The organism is Bacillus sonorensis NBRC 101234 = KCTC 13918 (assembly GCF_001592005.1).
Taxonomy (GTDB): Bacteria; Bacillota; Bacilli; order Bacillales; family Bacillaceae; genus Bacillus; species Bacillus sonorensis.
Genome location: NZ_BCVZ01000006.1, coordinates 134,015 through 150,140 on the forward strand (window position 1 = coordinate 134,015; position 16,126 = coordinate 150,140).

Annotated in this window: 15 protein-coding genes and 2 pseudogenes; 13 read left to right on the plus strand and 4 right to left on the minus strand. The window is 47.6% G+C overall.

Annotation, left to right across the window (positions count from 1 at the left end; genetic code table 11):
- Window positions 1-37: 37 nt before the first annotated feature.
- Together oxdC and BTR1S_RS21850 are read right to left on the minus strand one after the other, a co-directional pair.
- A complete protein-coding gene (gene oxdC, locus BTR1S_RS10090; protein ID WP_029419539.1) occupies window positions 38-1,192 on the minus strand; it encodes an oxalate decarboxylase in 1,155 nt (384 codons plus the stop codon).
- Between the two features lie 93 nt (window positions 1,193-1,285).
- Window positions 1,286-1,435 carry a YvrJ family protein gene (locus BTR1S_RS21850; protein ID WP_006639112.1) on the minus strand — a complete coding sequence of 50 codons (150 nt, stop codon included), beginning with the start codon at window positions 1,433-1,435 and terminating at the stop codon, window positions 1,286-1,288.
- 156 nt (window positions 1,436-1,591) lie between these two features.
- On the opposite strand from BTR1S_RS21850, the gene BTR1S_RS10095 reads away from it, so the two are divergent.
- The 4 genes from BTR1S_RS10095 to BTR1S_RS10110 all read left to right on the plus strand — a co-directional run bounded on the left by BTR1S_RS10095 (window position 1,592) and on the right by BTR1S_RS10110 (window position 4,259).
- Window positions 1,592-2,173: a sigma-70 family RNA polymerase sigma factor gene (locus tag BTR1S_RS10095; RefSeq protein ID WP_029419538.1), complete on the plus strand. Its 582-nt coding sequence runs from the start codon at window positions 1,592-1,594 to the stop codon at window positions 2,171-2,173.
- Window positions 2,148-2,366, plus strand: a complete 219-nt coding sequence (gene rsoA, locus BTR1S_RS10100) for a sigma-O factor regulator RsoA (RefSeq protein WP_162148100.1) — start codon at window positions 2,148-2,150, stop codon at window positions 2,364-2,366. The genes BTR1S_RS10095 and rsoA overlap by 26 nt, the downstream gene beginning before the upstream one ends.
- Before the next feature lie 197 nt (window positions 2,367-2,563).
- Entirely contained in the window at window positions 2,564-3,532 is a 969-nt protein-coding gene (gene trhO, locus BTR1S_RS10105) for an oxygen-dependent tRNA uridine(34) hydroxylase TrhO (RefSeq protein ID WP_006639109.1), read from the plus strand.
- A 91-nt stretch (window positions 3,533-3,623) separates the two neighbouring features.
- Window positions 3,624-4,259, plus strand: coding sequence for an FMN-dependent NADH-azoreductase (locus tag BTR1S_RS10110; RefSeq protein ID WP_029419537.1), 636 nt, complete (start codon window positions 3,624-3,626; stop codon window positions 4,257-4,259).
- Between the two features lie 31 nt (window positions 4,260-4,290).
- Here BTR1S_RS10110 and BTR1S_RS10115 read toward each other — a convergent pair whose 3' ends face one another.
- Window positions 4,291-5,343 carry an oxidoreductase gene (locus tag BTR1S_RS10115; RefSeq protein WP_034326662.1) on the minus strand — a complete coding sequence of 351 codons (1,053 nt, stop codon included), beginning with the start codon at window positions 5,341-5,343 and terminating at the stop codon, window positions 4,291-4,293.
- A gap of 175 nt (window positions 5,344-5,518) precedes the next feature.
- Here BTR1S_RS10115 and BTR1S_RS10120 point away from each other — a divergent pair, with 175 nt between their 5' ends.
- The 4 genes from BTR1S_RS10120 to BTR1S_RS10135 all read left to right on the plus strand — a co-directional run bounded on the left by BTR1S_RS10120 (window position 5,519) and on the right by BTR1S_RS10135 (window position 9,492).
- The gene (locus tag BTR1S_RS10120) at window positions 5,519-6,694 is read left to right on the plus strand and encodes a macrolide family glycosyltransferase (RefSeq protein ID WP_029419536.1); all 1,176 of its coding nucleotides are present in this window, start codon (window positions 5,519-5,521) and stop codon (window positions 6,692-6,694) included.
- A 280-nt stretch (window positions 6,695-6,974) separates the two neighbouring features.
- Window positions 6,975-7,448 (plus strand): MarR family transcriptional regulator, encoded by a 474-nt coding sequence (locus tag BTR1S_RS10125; protein WP_006639105.1) that lies wholly within the window; start codon window positions 6,975-6,977, stop codon window positions 7,446-7,448.
- A gap of 111 nt (window positions 7,449-7,559) precedes the next feature.
- The gene (locus BTR1S_RS10130) at window positions 7,560-8,789 is read left to right on the plus strand and encodes an MFS transporter (RefSeq protein ID WP_029419535.1); all 1,230 of its coding nucleotides are present in this window, start codon (window positions 7,560-7,562) and stop codon (window positions 8,787-8,789) included.
- 22 nt (window positions 8,790-8,811) lie between these two features.
- Window positions 8,812-9,492 carry a peptidase E gene (locus tag BTR1S_RS10135; RefSeq protein WP_029419534.1) on the plus strand — a complete coding sequence of 227 codons (681 nt, stop codon included), beginning with the start codon at window positions 8,812-8,814 and terminating at the stop codon, window positions 9,490-9,492.
- Window positions 9,493-9,521: 29 nt separating this feature from the next.
- Here the strand turns inward: BTR1S_RS10135 and BTR1S_RS10140 are convergent, their stop codons facing one another.
- Window positions 9,522-10,709 (minus strand): MFS transporter, encoded by a 1,188-nt coding sequence (locus BTR1S_RS10140; RefSeq protein ID WP_029419533.1) that lies wholly within the window; start codon window positions 10,707-10,709, stop codon window positions 9,522-9,524.
- A gap of 201 nt (window positions 10,710-10,910) precedes the next feature.
- Here BTR1S_RS10140 and BTR1S_RS21855 point away from each other — a divergent pair.
- The 5 genes and pseudogenes from BTR1S_RS21855 (at window position 10,911) to BTR1S_RS10170 (ending at window position 16,065) form a co-directional block, all read left to right on the plus strand.
- Window positions 10,911-12,084, plus strand: a pseudogene (locus BTR1S_RS21855) (SDR family oxidoreductase).
- 52 nt (window positions 12,085-12,136) lie between these two features.
- Entirely contained in the window at window positions 12,137-12,526 is a 390-nt protein-coding gene (locus tag BTR1S_RS10155; RefSeq protein ID WP_029419530.1) for a sensory rhodopsin transducer, read from the plus strand.
- Window positions 12,519-13,739, plus strand: coding sequence for an L-rhamnose isomerase (gene rhaI / locus BTR1S_RS10160; RefSeq protein WP_029419529.1), 1,221 nt, complete (start codon window positions 12,519-12,521; stop codon window positions 13,737-13,739). The genes BTR1S_RS10155 and rhaI overlap by 8 nt, the downstream gene beginning before the upstream one ends.
- Window positions 13,736-15,226 (plus strand): annotated as a pseudogene (locus tag BTR1S_RS10165) (rhamnulokinase). Before rhaI ends, BTR1S_RS10165 begins: the two are co-directional and overlap by 4 nt.
- Window positions 15,227-15,303: 77 nt before the next feature.
- Window positions 15,304-16,065 carry a DeoR/GlpR family DNA-binding transcription regulator gene (locus BTR1S_RS10170; RefSeq protein ID WP_006639099.1) on the plus strand — a complete coding sequence of 254 codons (762 nt, stop codon included), beginning with the start codon at window positions 15,304-15,306 and terminating at the stop codon, window positions 16,063-16,065.
- Window positions 16,066-16,126 lie beyond the last annotated feature (61 nt).

A 16,126-nucleotide genomic window follows, 5' to 3' on the forward strand; every position in this document is an offset into this window, starting at 1 on the left:
AAGGCCTGCAGGATATGTCTCCTGCAAGCCTGGCTGGTTATTTTTTATCAAATTTAACGACCGGATGCTTTTCTTTGCAGAGCATGTTTGTAAACTCGCTGCCAACGTCAAGGTGCTGGCGGACAAGTTCTTCCGGAACGAGCGCGAGCCACTGGTTTAAAGAAATGTCAGCATAGTGGTCGTCTTTGAAAATTTCGAGGAAGCGAAGCGGTTCGTCTCCAGTATTTTGGACGTAGTGTCCCATCGCAAACGGCACATAGCCGACATCTCCGGCCCGGTAATTAAATGTTCTGGCATGTCCGTCAGCCGCGAAAACCGTCATTTTCGCTTCTCCGGAAATGTAATATTGCCACTCGTCTGTATTCGGATGCCAGTGCAGCTCCCGGATGCCTCCAGGTTCGACTTCCACAAGCGCAGATGCGATCGTTTTCGATGCTTTGAAATTAGTGGAATCTGCAATCCATACTTTGCCGCCGCTTGCCACGATCGGTTCCTGTTCAAGCAAATTGTAGCTGAAGGATTGAGGAACCGTTCCGTTCGGGCTTTCGACTTTGTCCTTCTCAAGCAATCCAGGGATCGCTTTTTGGAAAATATATTTTTCTTCAGCTGGAAGAGAAGCGACGACTTCTTTTGAAATGCCGAAGTTTGCGGCAATGACATCATCAGGCGTATGGGCCAGCCAATCCGTCACCTGGAAGGTGCTGTTTTCAGAGAAGGAGCCGTCATCGAAGACGAGCAGGAATTCGCAGCCGTCTTCAAGGCCTTGAAGCGAATGGGGAATCCCAGACGGAAAATACCATAAATCGCCCGCCTTCACATCTTCAATAAAGTTTCTGCCGTCCTGGTCGACAGCCGTAATCCTTGCTGATCCATAAATCACATAAGCCCATTCTGCTTCCTTATGCCAGTGCAGTTCTCTGATGGCTCCCGGTTTCAGCCTCATGTTGACAGACGCGATATTGTCGGAGACCGGCAGCTCGCGAACCGTGACTTCCCGTGCGTATCCGCCGTTTTCGAGACGGTTGTGGACATCGGAAAATGAAAATTTCATGTTTGAAACCGTTCCGTGATCTGTTTCAGGCGGCACGAGCATGTCCGGATTTTGCCGGTCGCGCTCAATGTTATGCGGAATTTTCGTTTCCGCTCCTTTTTCTCCTCTGATCGGCTGCGGAATTTGTTTGTTTTTTTCCATGTGATATCCCCTCTTTCTAAAAATGTAAAGGAGTGCTGAAAGGCCTTTCGTTTTCCCCTTCTGTCATGTTAAGTGAAAAAAACGGGGCCGAAGTCAATCACCGGAATCATTTTTTTCTTTGATCAATTCGATCAGTTCATCGATTTTCTTTTCAAAACGTATAAGCAGGTAAATCGCCAATACAGCGGGAAAGCCGACATTGCCGATTTGTTTTGCTGCTTCCTCAATAAATGCACTGTCCATTTTTACCACCTCCTATGTTATGAAGTGACGAAAGTTTGAAAAATGTAAGCAAAGAACTATTTTCTCTGAATGGGAACTTATGTTTGCATGTTAATAGAAGAGATGAGTTTACTTTTTTTTCATTTCTTTCATCTAAATAAATAGGAGGCGGTTTATATGATTGATCAAACGTTACTGCGTTCGAAAATCAAGGAGGTCACAAAGCATCCGCTTGTGAAGAATTTTTTGAGTAATCCCCGGTATGAGCGGCTTTTCAATCACGTATTGGAACATCCGGATTCTGAAGAGGCAGAGTGTCTCGATCGTGAATTTAAGCGGTTTTACAAAAACATCCGCATGATCAAATACATCAACTCGATGATCCGGATATTCTCCGTCGACTTTGATAAAAGAGTCCGGAAAAACCGAGAGCGCTTTCCACTGATGATCGACGACAGTCCAAACCTGTCTGAGCCGCCCCGCGGGGACCTGTTAGATGATGTTTTGGATCGAGAAGAGGATTTAAGCGAACATTTGCAGGACCAAATGCTCTATGAGGCGTTTTTGCAATTGACGGACAAGCAGAAAAAAGTGCTGGCGCAAATTTATCTTCACGGGGTATCCATGCAGGAAATTGCTGACTCTTTAGGAGAGTCGAGGCAAAATATTTCAAGAATTCATAAAAGGGCCATCGAAAAAATAAGAGTGCTGCTGAATTCTCAAGCAGAGGGGAATGATAACAGTGAGTCTGCACGATGAAAAAGACATTGAAAAATTGCTGGAAAACTTCACGCCGATGATCAAAAGCAAATTAAACAACACATCCTATCAAGAGAGGGAAGACCTTGAACAGGAGCTGAAGATGAAGATTTGCGAAAAAGCGGAGATGCTTTTATGTCAAGAGGTGCCTGGTTTTTGGGAGTTTATAACAGAATTGCTGAGGGCCCTTTAACCTGAGCTGTTTCGCTTGCGTAAAACTGCAAGAAGTGATAAAATTTTTAGCATTTGATTAATGGAATGTCCACACTGATTTCATTGAATTCATGGTGATGATTTGTTTTAATATGACTGAAGGTTTTCAAATCTAAATGGATGAGGATTCCATTTTTATCTTATAAAAATATGCATCAGATAGGTGGTTAAGATAACATGAAAAATCAATACCGAGTATTGTTGTACTATAAATATGTTCATATTGACAATTCCGAGCAATTTGCCGCAGATCATCTCAAATTCTGCAAAGAGCTGGGGCTCAAAGGCCGCATCCTGGTGGCAAGTGAAGGGATAAACGGAACTGTATCAGGAACGGTCGAACAGACAGAGCGCTATATGAACGAAATGAAAAATGATCCCCGTTTTGAAGATATGGTGTTCAAAATTGATGAAGCCGAAGGGCACGCGTTCAAAAAAATGCATGTCCGTCACCGCGATGAATTGGTAACGCTCCGTCTCGAAGACGATATCGACCCGAATGAACTGACGGGAAGATATCTTGAGCCGAAGGAATTTTATGAAGCCATGCAGCAGGAAGATACAATCGTCGTCGATGCCCGGAATGATTATGAGTATGATCTGGGGCATTTTCGGGGAGCGATCAGACCTGACATTAAAGCGTTCCGCGAATTGCCGGAATGGATCCAAAACAACAAAGAGAAGCTGGAAGGAAAGAAAATTTTGACCTACTGTACCGGCGGAATTCGCTGTGAGAAGTTTTCAGGCTGGCTGAAAAAAGAAGGGTTTGAAGATGTGTCCCAGCTTCACGGCGGCATCGTCACCTACGGGAAAGATCCTGAGGTCCAGGGCGAGCTGTGGGACGGCCAATGCTATGTCTTTGATGAAAGAATCAGCGTTCCCGTGAACCAAAAAGAGCATGTCATCGTCGGAAAAGATTACTTTACAGGCGAGCCTTGCGAGCGCTATGTCAACTGCGCCAATCCGGAATGCAACAAGCAGATTCTGTGTTCTGAAGAAAATGAGCACCGCTATTTGCGGGGCTGTACGCACGAATGCCGGGTTCATCCTCGGAATCTGTATGTCAAAGAGCATGGCCTGACAGAAGAGGAAGTGCGCGAGAGGCTTGAAAAACTGAATGAAGAAGAACAGGTTGCAAAGGGATAAAAGAAGCGTTCTTTTATCCCTTTTTTTTCTGAATATTTGCCGGCTGTTTTCTTATACTAACAAACAATAAAAGAAAAGGCAGGTTTCAGACATGACGAAAACTCTTTATATTACGGCGCATCCCCATGATGAAAAAACATCATACAGTATGGCGGCGGGGAAAGCGTTTATCGAATCGTACAAAGAAGCTCATCCTGATGATGAAGTGATCCACCTTGACCTTTATCGCGAAAACATTCCGCAGATCGATGCGGATGTATTCAGCGGATGGGGGAAGCTTCAATCGGGAAAGGGCTTTGAAGAGCTTTCAGAAAGCGAAAAAGCCAAAGTCGGCCGCCTGAATGAGCTGAGCGAGCAATTCGTGGAAGCTGATCAATATGTATTTGTCACACCTCTGTGGAATTTCTCTTTTCCTCCTGTGATGAAAGCTTATTTTGATTCGGTCGCTGTTGCGGGCAAGACCTTTAAATACACGGAACAGGGCCCAATCGGCCTGTTGACCGATAAAAAAGCGCTTCATATTCAGGCGCGGGGCGGCTATTATTCGGAAGGGCCCGCTGCCGAGCTGGAAATGGGCCAGCGCTATATCAGCATCATGATGCAGTTTTTCGGTGTTCCGTCGTTTGAAGGCCTGTTTATTGAAGGCCATAATGCAGAGCCTGATAAAGCAGAAGAAATCAAAAAGAATGCGATCGCCCGCGCGAAAGAATTGGGCCGGACATTTTAAAAGAGCCGCGGGAAGGCGCCCGCGGCTTTGATTATTTATTGAGCAAAACGGTCTTTTTCAATTCGCTGCTTTCCCTGGCCGCTTCGATAATCCGGATGACGGCAAGGCCTTCCTCGGCTGTGACGGGCAGTTTGCCGCCTTTGAGGATACTTGCAGCGAGCTCTTGGTAATACGTTACATAAGAACCTGGCAGCGTTTTCACGGTTTCTGTTTTGACCTCTTCCCCTTCGACAACGGTCAACTCCCCGTAGTGCTCCGGAAGATCGGCTCCCCACGATTCGCCGCTTGGTTTTTGCCCCGCTCTGAGCGCATCTTCCTGGCTGTCAATGCCGTATTTGATAAAGCTTCCTTTTTGGCCGTGAACCTGGTAGCGCGGTCCGTTTGCCGGGACGATCGAACCCGAATGGAGAATCGCCTGCAGTTTGCCGTAGTGGAGTACGATGTGGAAATAATCATCTGTTTCTGCACCGTCCCTTTGAGCTGCCACTTGAGCGGTAACGGCTTCAGGCATGCCGAATAGATGGAGAACCTGATCAATCAGGTGTGACCCCAAATCATATAGCGCTCCGGACCCCGGTCCTTTTTGCTCTCTCCAGCGCTGTCTGACATTTGGCCGATAGCGGTCATAGGAGGCGTGGAATGTATTGATGTCTCCGAGCCGGCCTTCGCTGATCAGCTGTTTGATCGTCAAAAAGTCGTTATCCCATCGCCTGTTGTGATATACACTGAGAAGTACGCCTTTTTCTGTGGCCAAATGAATCAGCTCTTCCGCTTCTTCAGCCGTCGCTGTCATCGGTTTTTCCAAGACGACGTGCTTTCCGGCGAGAAGGCATTCTTTAGCCGCTTCAAAATGAAGGCCGCTCGGCATCGTGACAATCACCAGATCAATGTTCGGGTCGCCTGTGATGTCTTCAATTGAGCTGACCGCTTCCGCTTCCGGAATTTCACTATTTACCTGCTCTTTTCTCGAAGTCATCACTTTTTTGATGTCGAATTCTTCTAAGACCGATAATAAAGGGGCATGAAAAACTGAACCTGACAGCCCGTAGCCCAATAACCCCGTGCGAATTCTGTCCAACTTCATTCTCCTCCCGTATGTTTTCTATGTATTGCTGTACGTATTTATTGTACCCTGTTTACCTTGATGAACAAACCTTAAGGCTTTCAATTCCTGCTAAATTCCCCCATGAGTTCAGACTTTAGTTAGTGGACTTTTACCGTTTTTTACATGTAGAATTTTTAGAATAAAGGAGTGTGAAATGATGGCGAATATTTTGATGATCAATGTTCCGGCCGAAGGCCATGTCAATCCTACCCTTGGTATCGCGAAGGCTTTCGCTGAAAGAGGGGACAATGTTCACTACGTTACGACCGAGAAGTTTAAAGAAAGGCTTGAAGCGCTCGGCGTCCATGTCCATCTTCAGCCCGATTTCATGAAGCAGCTTAAAGGCGTGGATTCGGTGCTGAAAATCATGATTCAGATTGCTAAAGATACGTTGTCGATCGTCAAAGAATTGGCTGAACAGATCGAATTTGATTTTGTTTATTATGATACGTTCGGCGCTGGAAAGCTTGCGCGGGATTATTTAGGGATTCCGGGAATCTCCTCATCCTCGTCATTTTTGTTTTCTGAAGAGTTTATGAAAAAACACGGTCCGATCAAAGCGGCTCAAGGAAATCCGGAGGTTGAACGTTTGATACGCGAGATTGAGGACCAATTTGGCGTAGTAGTGGACAGCCCGGCGCAATTTATGAGAAATGACGGCGAATTGAATATCGTGTATACAAGCCGTTATTTTCAGCCTGACAGCGGTCAGTACGGTGATGAGTATGTTTTTATCGGTCCGAGCTTTCCGGAGCGGAAAGATTCGCGCCGCGGCTTTCAGGTGGAAACTCTCCGCGGAGAACGGGTCCTTTATATTTCAATGGGGACTGTTCTCGACAACAAAGAAGCCTTTTTCAATACGTGTATTGATGCATTCTCCGATTTTCAAGGGAAGGTTGTCATCGCCGCCGGAGAAAGGGCTGATCAAAGCCGGCTGAAAGAGGCGCCCGGCCATTTTATCATTTCTTCTTATGTACCCCAATTAGAGGTACTGCAGCAAGCCGACGTCTTTATCACTCATGGCGGAATGAACAGTGTGAATGAAGCGATTCATTACGAAGTCCCGCTTGTCGTGATTCCGCATGATAAAGATCAGCCTGTTGTCGCCGCACGTCTAGCCGAGCTTGGGGCAGGCTACACACTATCAGAGGACGATGTGAACGCTGATACATTGAAGGAAGCTGTAAATGAAGCTGTGGAAAATGCAGCCTATTTGCAAGGTATTCGGAAGATTAAGGACAGTTTTCAACACTCAGGCGGAGTGCGGCGTGCTTTAGAAGCCGTTGACCGATTCGTGGAAGAGAAGAAGCAGAGCCTGGGAAATCGGTAATCATTCCGGCCGTCCTTGCGGAACATGGAAGAGAGAGGAGCCTGTACAATGCGGCTCACATGTATATAGCGGGGCTTGCCTTTGGCAAACCATTGGGCTATCACTAACAGGATCTCAAACCGCTTTCCGGGTGGAAAAACAGTTTTATCATTAAATCTCTAAAAGCATATTTTGCGGTCATCATCCCGTGGAATATGCTTTTTTCCTTGCTAATATTATTGTTAACTGGTAAACTATATTTTAGTTAACTGGTTAACAAAAATAGAAAGGGATGAATAAAGTGGAAAACAGCATTTATGAACAGGCATTTCAAGCCGTTCAGGATTTTATCCTCAATCGGGAAAAGCGGACGCAGCATGTACAGCAGGAACTCGCGAAGGAAGCTTTAAAAGGCGAAGAAAACCTGCCTCAGCATTGGACGATCACACAACTGCACATCGTTTCTTTAATCAATGACGGCCAATCCTTGGTCAACAACGCTTATCTTGCCGAAAAGCTGCACGTTTCCAAAGCGGCGATCACAAAAGCGACAACCGTTTTGCTGAAGCACGGTATGATCGAGTCCCGCAAAAAGCCGAACAACAACAAAGAATTGTATTATACGCTGACAGAGGAAGGCGAAAAACTGGCAGCGGTCCATGACCGCATGCATGAGATTGCAAAAAAACGCTATATCGCATTGTTTGAACAATTTTCAGAAGCGGAGCTGGAGACCGTTATCCGGTTTTTAGGCGAATGGTCTAAGCATATGTGATGGTTGGACATCGACCGGACGATGGCGGCGTTTCAGAGCGGGCCATGCGTCACGCCGCCGCGGATTTTTTCAGCCCGCAGATTCAATCAAATAAAGGCAGGCGTTTTTAAATTGAAGCCCTTGAAATCAAGTTCTTCATTCATTTTGTACTTAGTGTGTATCAGTGCATTTTTTGCATCGTTAAATCAAAATGTTTATTCACCGATTATTCCTTTAATCAGAGATTCGTTTCATGTTTCGGTTTCGATGGTGAATCTGTCAGTTTCCATCTTTATTTTTATTACGGCGGTGATGCAGATTATTTTGGGCTCGATTGTTGATGTTAAAGGCGCGAGGTTTGTGATGCTGGCAAGCATCGGCTTAACCGTCATCGCCAGCATCGGCTGCGCCGCCTCTCAGGATTTCACGCTGTTTCTGATGTTCAGAGTGCTTCAAGCGGTGGGAACAGCAGCGCTGCCTCTTATTGCAGCAACGACAATCGGCGGCTTATTTGAAGGAACGAAGCGGGGCAGTGCGATGGGGACTTATCAAATGCTGCTTTCCGTAGCTCCGGCAGCGGCGCCGATACTTGGCGGTTTTATCGGTGAACGCTACAATTACCCGGGCATTTTTTGGCTTCTGACCGGGCTTTCCGTCATATTGCTTTTGGCAAATGCGCTCTACTTTCCCCGCGAAGAAAGAAGGGAGAAAGCAAATTTGAACGCAGGGAAACTAGTAGCCCACTACAAGGCCATCTTTACAAACAGGTCGGGAAACGCAGTGTTAATACTAGGCTTTCTCATTTTTCTCGTTTATTTTTCCGTTGTCGTTTATTTGCCGATTTTATTAACGGACAGCTATCATCTTGATTTGAACATTGTCGGTTTGCTTTATTTGCCGATCGCGGTCAGTACGATTGCCGGGAGCATTGTGTTTAAATGGATACAAAAGAAGGTAGCGCTCAGACACCTGTTTTTGTGGGGCAACCTCACGTCAGCCGGCAGCATTGTCTTTTTTAGCTTCACCCATTCAACATCGCTGTTTTTTATGTCGATCGCTTTGATCCTGTTCGGCATGACGATGGGGCTTATCCCGCCTCTGTTCTCCACGATGATGGCAAACGAATTTGAGGAGAGCAGGGGCAGTGCGTTAGGGATGTTTAACTTTATCAGATATACTGGAATGGCCTGCGGCCCGATGATATCGGCATTTTTCCTGGAAAGGCTGCCTTCGGTTTTCGTTTTTTGCTGTTTTGGAGTGCTGTATGGGGCCGTTGCCCTGGTGATGCAGATGGTGATCGGGAAAAAAAGCGGCTCAAAAGGTATACACAAACAAAGCAAAAAAACTGTCCGTTCGTCATAAGCTGGTGAAATGAGGTGGTATTATGCGGAAATTGTTTTTTTCCGGAGGCGGAGATAGGGAACAGACTCGTACAATAGATCAGCGTTTTGCAGAGGAAATCGATAAAGAGAAGCCTTTACTGTATATTCCCGCTGCGATGGATGCCTCCCGTTTTCCAGATTGTTTTCGGTGGATACAGGGCGTCTTCCAGCCGTTAGGCTTACACGACATCATCATGTGGACGAATCTTAAAGGCAAGAGCATCCGGGATTTGAAGGAGTTTTCGGCTGTATACATCGGCGGCGGAAATACATTTCGTCTGTTGAAACACGTGACTGACACCCGTTTTATCGATATTTTAAAAGACTATGTGGAACAAGGGGGAATCATCTACGGCGGAAGTGCGGGCGCTATCATATTCGGGAAAAATATCATGACCTGTTCGCATATGGATGATAACGATGCGGGAATAAGAGATGTTAACGGTTTGGGCCTTACGGACGAGTATTCGATTTGGTGCCACTACCATCATGAAGATGACCCGCTGATCAAAGCATTTATGAAACAATATGACACGCCGGTGATATCATTGCCTGAAGAAACAGCCATTTTGGTTGAAGACACCGGGATACAGGTCATCGGAACAAAGCCTGCCTATGTTTTTAGAGGAGAGGACAGGACCGTTATCCATGAAAATGATGTGATAAAAAAAAGCTCCACATGATCCGAATGTGGAGCTTTTTGATTTGAACGCTATTCCCAAACTTCTTTCACTTGCCGTTTCTCTGATGCATAAGCGAACATCGTCAGCATCAGTCCGAGGGTGGTCATCAGCGCGCCGCCTGTGGCGAGATAGGTGTACGATTTGGACGCATTGAGAATAATGCCTCCGATCCAAGCGCCAAGCGCGTTGGCCAGGTTGAAAGCGGCAATGCTGACCGAAGTCGCAATCGTTGTTCCGTGCTCAGATCCGGCGACGACTTTGGTTTGTAAGAGCGGGACTGTTCCGAACGCGCCCGCTCCGAATAAAAAGGTCATCATAATGGCGCCTGCCGGATGTCCGGCTGCAAGCGGAAAGACGGCAAGAATGCACATCAACGTGATCATCACCCCGATCATTGAGCGGGTCAGCAGATGGAACGGCACTTTTCCTGCATAAAAATTGCCGACGACACCGCCGAAGCCATATGCGAAAAGAGCAGCTGTAATGCCGAGGCTCCCGAAACCGGCTGAGTGCCTCAGCATCGGTTCAATGAAGGTATAGGCGATAAACACGCCGGAGTAGCCGAATATCGTGATGGCAAAGGAATAGAGAACTTGTTTATTTTTAAACACACTCCATTCATGGATCAGTTTCGGAACGACTTTTGGTTTTTTATGCGGCACGGTCAGGGCGATTCCGGTGAAGCCGATGAGACCGAGAATCGCGATTATTAAAAAGACAGTCCGCCAGCTGAAAAGGTCTCCTAAATAAGAGCCGAACGGAACACCGAGCATCAAAGCGATGGTTAATCCGCCATTCATTGAGGCTGCAGCGGCGGCCCTTTTTTCAGGCGGCACCATTTCACTGACGAATACCATTGTCGTCGCAAAAAATGCTCCATGAACGGATGCGGATAAAATTCTGGATATCAATAAAACCGTAAAGTTTGGCGCGAATATACTGAGCGTATTGGCCAAAACAAAGATCCCCATCAACCCGAGCAATACCGGCTTCCGCGGCAGCTTTACCGAGAGGATCGTCACAATCGGCCCTGTCAGACAGACGCTTCCTGCGTAAGCCGTAACCAGCAGTCCGGTGGATGAAATCGGTACAGAGAGATCCTTTGAAATAGAAGTTAAAATGCCCATGACGACGTATTCCGTAAAGCCGATGGAAAACGTGCAAATCATAAACATTATAATGATCAGCTTGACTGGTACATTGTGTTTTCTGTTCATTGAATCATCCCTCCTTAAAAAAACATGAATTTATATATTAAAAGATGAAGAGGGGAATTTCAACCTTTTTTTGGCTGTGGAATATGTTTCTCAGGCAGATTTAAAAATGATATTTGCAAAAAAGCGCTTACAAAAAACAAGATATGCTACTCTATAAACAAGCATATTCAAAAATAAACAAAAGCAAACGGAGTGGTTCGTATGGTGAAATATTTGTGGTCTGATGAGCAAGCGGCAGCATTGACGCCTGGGTTAGATGAGCTCGTATACCGTTCCAACCTGATCGGTTCCGACCGTTCGGTATGCAACTGGGGCGGCGGCAATACGTCGATGAAAACGAAAGAAACAGATTTTCGGGGCAGGGAAATTGACGTCATGTGGGTGAAGGGAAGCGGATCAGATTTGGCGACAATGTCAGCGGGACAATTTACCGGATTGAAGCTTGATGACGTTCGCCCGCTAATCGAGCGCGATCATCTGTCTGACGAAGAGATGACGGCTTATTTGGCGCATTGCATGATCGATAAGAGCCATCCGCGGCCATCAATCGAGACGCTTTTTTGCCATTTTCCCATGTTGATCATACACATCCGGATGCGATCATCAGCATTTGCTGCGCTGACAGCGGGAAGCAGATCGCCGAAGAGATTTTTGGCAGCCGTTTTGTTTGGGTGCCTTATGTGCGTCAGGCTTTACTTTATCAAAAATGATTGCCGAAGGAGTCAAAAACAATCCTAAAGCAGAGCTTGTCGTAAAATTTGACGTCACAAAAGAAGATGAGGTTCAGGCCGCTTTCAAGAAGGGCGCCCTGCTGTACGGGGGAATTGACATTGTTGTCAACAATGCGGGGCTTGCGACATCAAGTCCGATTGATGAGACGAGCCTGGAGGAATGGAACCTGAATATGAATGTGCTCGGAACAGGATATTTTCTTGTCGCCAGAGAAGCATTTAAGCAAATGAAAAAACAAAATCTCGGGGGAAGCATGGTGTTTGTCGGGTCGAAAAATTCCGTCTATGCCGGTAAAAACGCGGCCGCTTACAGCTCGGCAAAAGCGATGGAAGTCCATTTGGCGAGATGCGTCGCTGCTGAAGGCGGTCCATACGGAATCCGCGTCAACTCCGTTCTGCCTGACGCCGTCCTCCAAGGATCGGCCATCTGGGATTCGAAATGGCGCGAGGAACGGGCGGCCGCCTACGGAATTAAACCGGAGCAGCTTGAAGAGCATTACCGAAAGCGGACGGCTCTTTCCGTCAACATTTATCCGCGGGATATAGCCGAAGCGATCGCTTACTTTGCATCAGAAAAATCGGCAAAAACAACGGGGTGTATGCTGACGGTCGACGGAGGCGTGCCGGCCGCATTTTCGAGATAACCGAAAAGGCGGCGCGAAGGGGCCGCCTTTTGAAAACAAAGGGGGAAATGGGATGAAAGGAGAACATCATTGGATCATTCCCGATGGTTTTATACCGCCGGTCAGTTCAGGCGATTTAACCAGCCACGAATCGATTTGCGTTTTAAATTGCTACGGCCGGGATGCAACGCTTGCGATCACCGTCTATTTTGAAGACCGCCCGCCGCTTGAGGGGATAGCCGAGACAGTCAAAGGAAGAAGAACTAAGCATATTCGCACGAGTTTGCTTCACGCTTCGGGAGAGCGTATTCCCGAAAACGCGCCATATGCCATCGAAATTGAAAGCGACATACCCGTTATCGTCCAGTACAGCCGATTGGACACAACCCAGCCGGAACTGGCGTTAATGTCGACAATGGCATATCCGCTAAAAACAAACAAGGGGATGAGTGTACATGAATGACCGCGTCTACGCCATATTTGAAGAGCAGCAAAAGGACAGGGGCATCAATTTGCCTGACGCAAAAGAAAAATTGAAAGCGCTTAAAATTGAAACGCCTTCTTGGGGATACGGCGATTCGGGCACGCGTTTTAAAGTCTTTCAGCAGGAAGGCGTCCCGAGAGATCCTTTCGAAAAAATGGAGGATGCATCAGTCGTCCATAAACTGACCGGCGTTTGTCCATCTGTCGCGATTCATATTCCATGGGACCGGGTTGATGATTATTCGAAATTGAAAGCGCATGCCGAAGAACTGGGGATCGCGATCGGAGCCGTCAATCCGAACCTGTTCCAGGACGATGATTACAAATTCGGAAGCGTCACGAACGCCGACGCGGATATTCGCAAGCAAGCGACCGGCCACCTGCTTGAGTGTGTGGATATCGCCAAACAAACCGGCTCCAAGGAGTTGAGCCTCTGGCTTCCAGACGGGAGCAACTACCCCGGCCAGGCCGACATCAGACAGCGGAAACACTGGATGTATGAATGTCTGGCTGAAATGTACAGCGCACTTGATGATGACATGCGCCTCTTAATCGAGTATAAATTTTTTGAACCTGCTTTTTACCATACCGATCTGGCCGATTGGGGCATGGCATACCATTTGGCGCAAAAGCTCGGCCCCCAGGCTGAGGTTCTCGTGGATACCGGCCACCACGCCCAAGGCGTGAACATTGAACATATCGTCGCCTACCTGCTTGATGAACAGAGGCTGGGGGGCTTTCACTTCAACAGCCGCAAATACGCGGATGACGATTTAATCGTCGGTGCGCACAATCCGTATGAGCTGTTTCTCATTTTCTATCAAATTTTGGACGCTTCCCGCGATTCTGACCCAAATGTCAGAAGAACGGCCGAACATATTTCATATATGCTTGATCAATGCCATAACCTTGAAGCGAAAATCCCGGCTGTGATCCGTTCGGTCATGAATGTGCAGACATACTATGCCAAAGCGCTCCTCATCAATTATGAGGACGTCAAAAAAGCGCAGGAGCGTCAAGATGTGCTCGCTTGTGAGGCGGCCGTGCGTGAAGCATTTGAAATCGACGTAAGACCGCTTCTATATGCCGTACGCGAAGAGATGAACGTTCCGGCTGAACCCCTGAAAGCTTATCAAGAAAGCGGATATGCCGAAAAAATCCTGTCGCGCGGCAAAGGCGGTGCAAGCTGGTGACGATCCTGGCTTTCGATTTGGGGGCGGGAAGCGGCAGAGCCTTTAGCGGGCATGTTGACGGCGGCCTGATCAAAGCGAAGGAAATCCACCGCTTTCCAAACCAGCCCGTACAGGCGGGACAGCATCTATATTGGGATATTCTCCGCCTCTTTCATGAAATCAAGCAAGGCATCTTGAAGGCGAAAAACGATTGCGGCCGAATCAGCTGCATCGGGATTGATTCCTGGGCGGTCGATTTCGGCCTCCTCGATCGAAACGGAGAGCTCTTGGGCAATCCTTATCATTACCGGGACCCTCATACCGACGGAATGATGGAAGAAGTATTGAGTGATCTCGGCAAGGAAAAGATATTTTCACATACGGGCATTCAGCTCCTGCCTTTCAATACCATTTATCAGCTTTATGCGCTGAAAAAAGCAAATCGCCTCTTTTGGAACGGGCTGAGACGCTGTTAATGATTCCCGATTTGCTGCGCTACTTTTTGACAGGCGAGAAAAAAAGCGAATTTACGAATGCCACGACAACCCAGCTGTTCAACCCGAAAACCTCCGGCTGGGATTGGGAGCTTATCAGCAGCCTTGGCCTCCCGGACGCGATTTTCGCAAAAGACATTCTAACACCCGGAAGTGAAGCGGGGCGCCTGTCGCCGTCCGTATGTGAAGAATTGGGTGTTCCGGCGGCGCCTGTCATCGCAGTCGGAGAGCATGATACGGCATCGGCTGTTGTCGGTGTTCCCGCTGAGTCAAAAGAATTCGCTTACTTGATTTGCGGAACTTGGTCTTTGATCGGGACTGAGCTTGAAGCGCCTCTTATGACCAAACAGGCGCTTGCTTGGAATTTTACAAATGAAGGCGGTGTCGGGGGTACCTTCCGTTTTCTGAAAAACATTATGGGACTGTGGATTTTCCAGCGCTGCCAGGCTGATTGGGAGAAAGACGGAAAACGGTATACGAGCGGGGAGCTTGTGAAGCAGGCCGCGCGGGCGGACGCGTTAGCATCATTGATCGACCCGGATGATGGCATGTTTCTCAATCCCGTCAATATGCCAGAGGCGATCCGGGGCTACTGCCGAAAGACCAATCAAAACGTCCCGGAAACGCCTGGAGAGATCATCCGCTGTGTGCTGGAAAGTCTCGCGCTGACATACCGCTTTGCGCTTGAACGGATGGAAGCTATGACAGGAAAGGAATATGAAGGTCTTCATATGGTTGGGGGAGGCATTCATAATGAACTGCTTTGCCAATATACAGCGAATGTGTTGGCGAGAAAGGTATGGGCGGGCCCCTCTGAAGCGAGCGCAATCGAAAAATATAGCGGTTCAGGCTCTCGCGCTCGATTTGTTTTGGGATGTTCAGGAAGCGCGGCATGCCATTCGCAGATCCTTTTCTCAACAAACATACGAGCCTGAAGATGCGCCGGCCTGGGATAAAGCGTACAAACATTTTAAGGCGCATATTTTGGGCGCTCTTTCCGGCCGGACACATTAAAAACATTTCCCGGTTTAGCGCTTATGCGCTATGATGGAAGAAACAGTGATTTTTACGTAGAGGAAGGAAGTAAACGGATGCTTGTAGCTGAAAGACACCAAAAAATCGTCGAACTAGTCAATCTGCGCTCGAGCGTACGCGTCACAGAGTTAAGCGAGCTATTTTCTGTCACAGAGGAAACGATCAGGCGCGATTTGGAAAAGCTTGAAAAGGAAAACAAGCTGAAAAGAAGCCACGGAGGAGCAGTCAGCGTGCAAACGGAAGAAGCGGAAGTGCACTTTCGGGAGCGCGAAATTACGAATGTCCTCGAAAAAAAGATGATTGCCTATGAAGCGGTCAAGCTTGTCGAAAGCGGAGAACGCATCATTCTCGATGCCAGCACGACGGCGTGGTATATGGCAAAAACGCTTGAAAACATTCCCCTCACCGTCATTACGAATTCGGTCAGAGTGGCGATGGAGCTTAGCAAAAAGGATAAAATCACGGTCATCTCCACCGGAGGAATGCTGCTTCCGCAATCCATGTCATTTGTCGGCCCGTTGGCGGAGCGTTCCCTTGAGATGTACCATGTGAACAAAACTTTCCTTTCCTGCAAAGGGGTTGATCCTGCAAAGGGGTTGAGCGATTCAAATGAATGGCAGGCCCTTCTGAAAAAGCGGATGATCGATATCGCCGATCAGACGGTTATTATGGCGGACAGCAGCAAATTTGGAAAACGGGCGTTTTCGCAAATCGATCAGCTTCATGACGGGCACGTGGTGATTACCGATTCAGGCATTGATGAAGAATCGCTGGCCGCATTGAAGGAAAAAACGGAGGCGGTGACGATTGTCGGCTAAAAGAGCTCCGAGCGCTTGGTTTTAAAAGAAGGCCTGAATCGGATACAATAAAAGGGTAGAC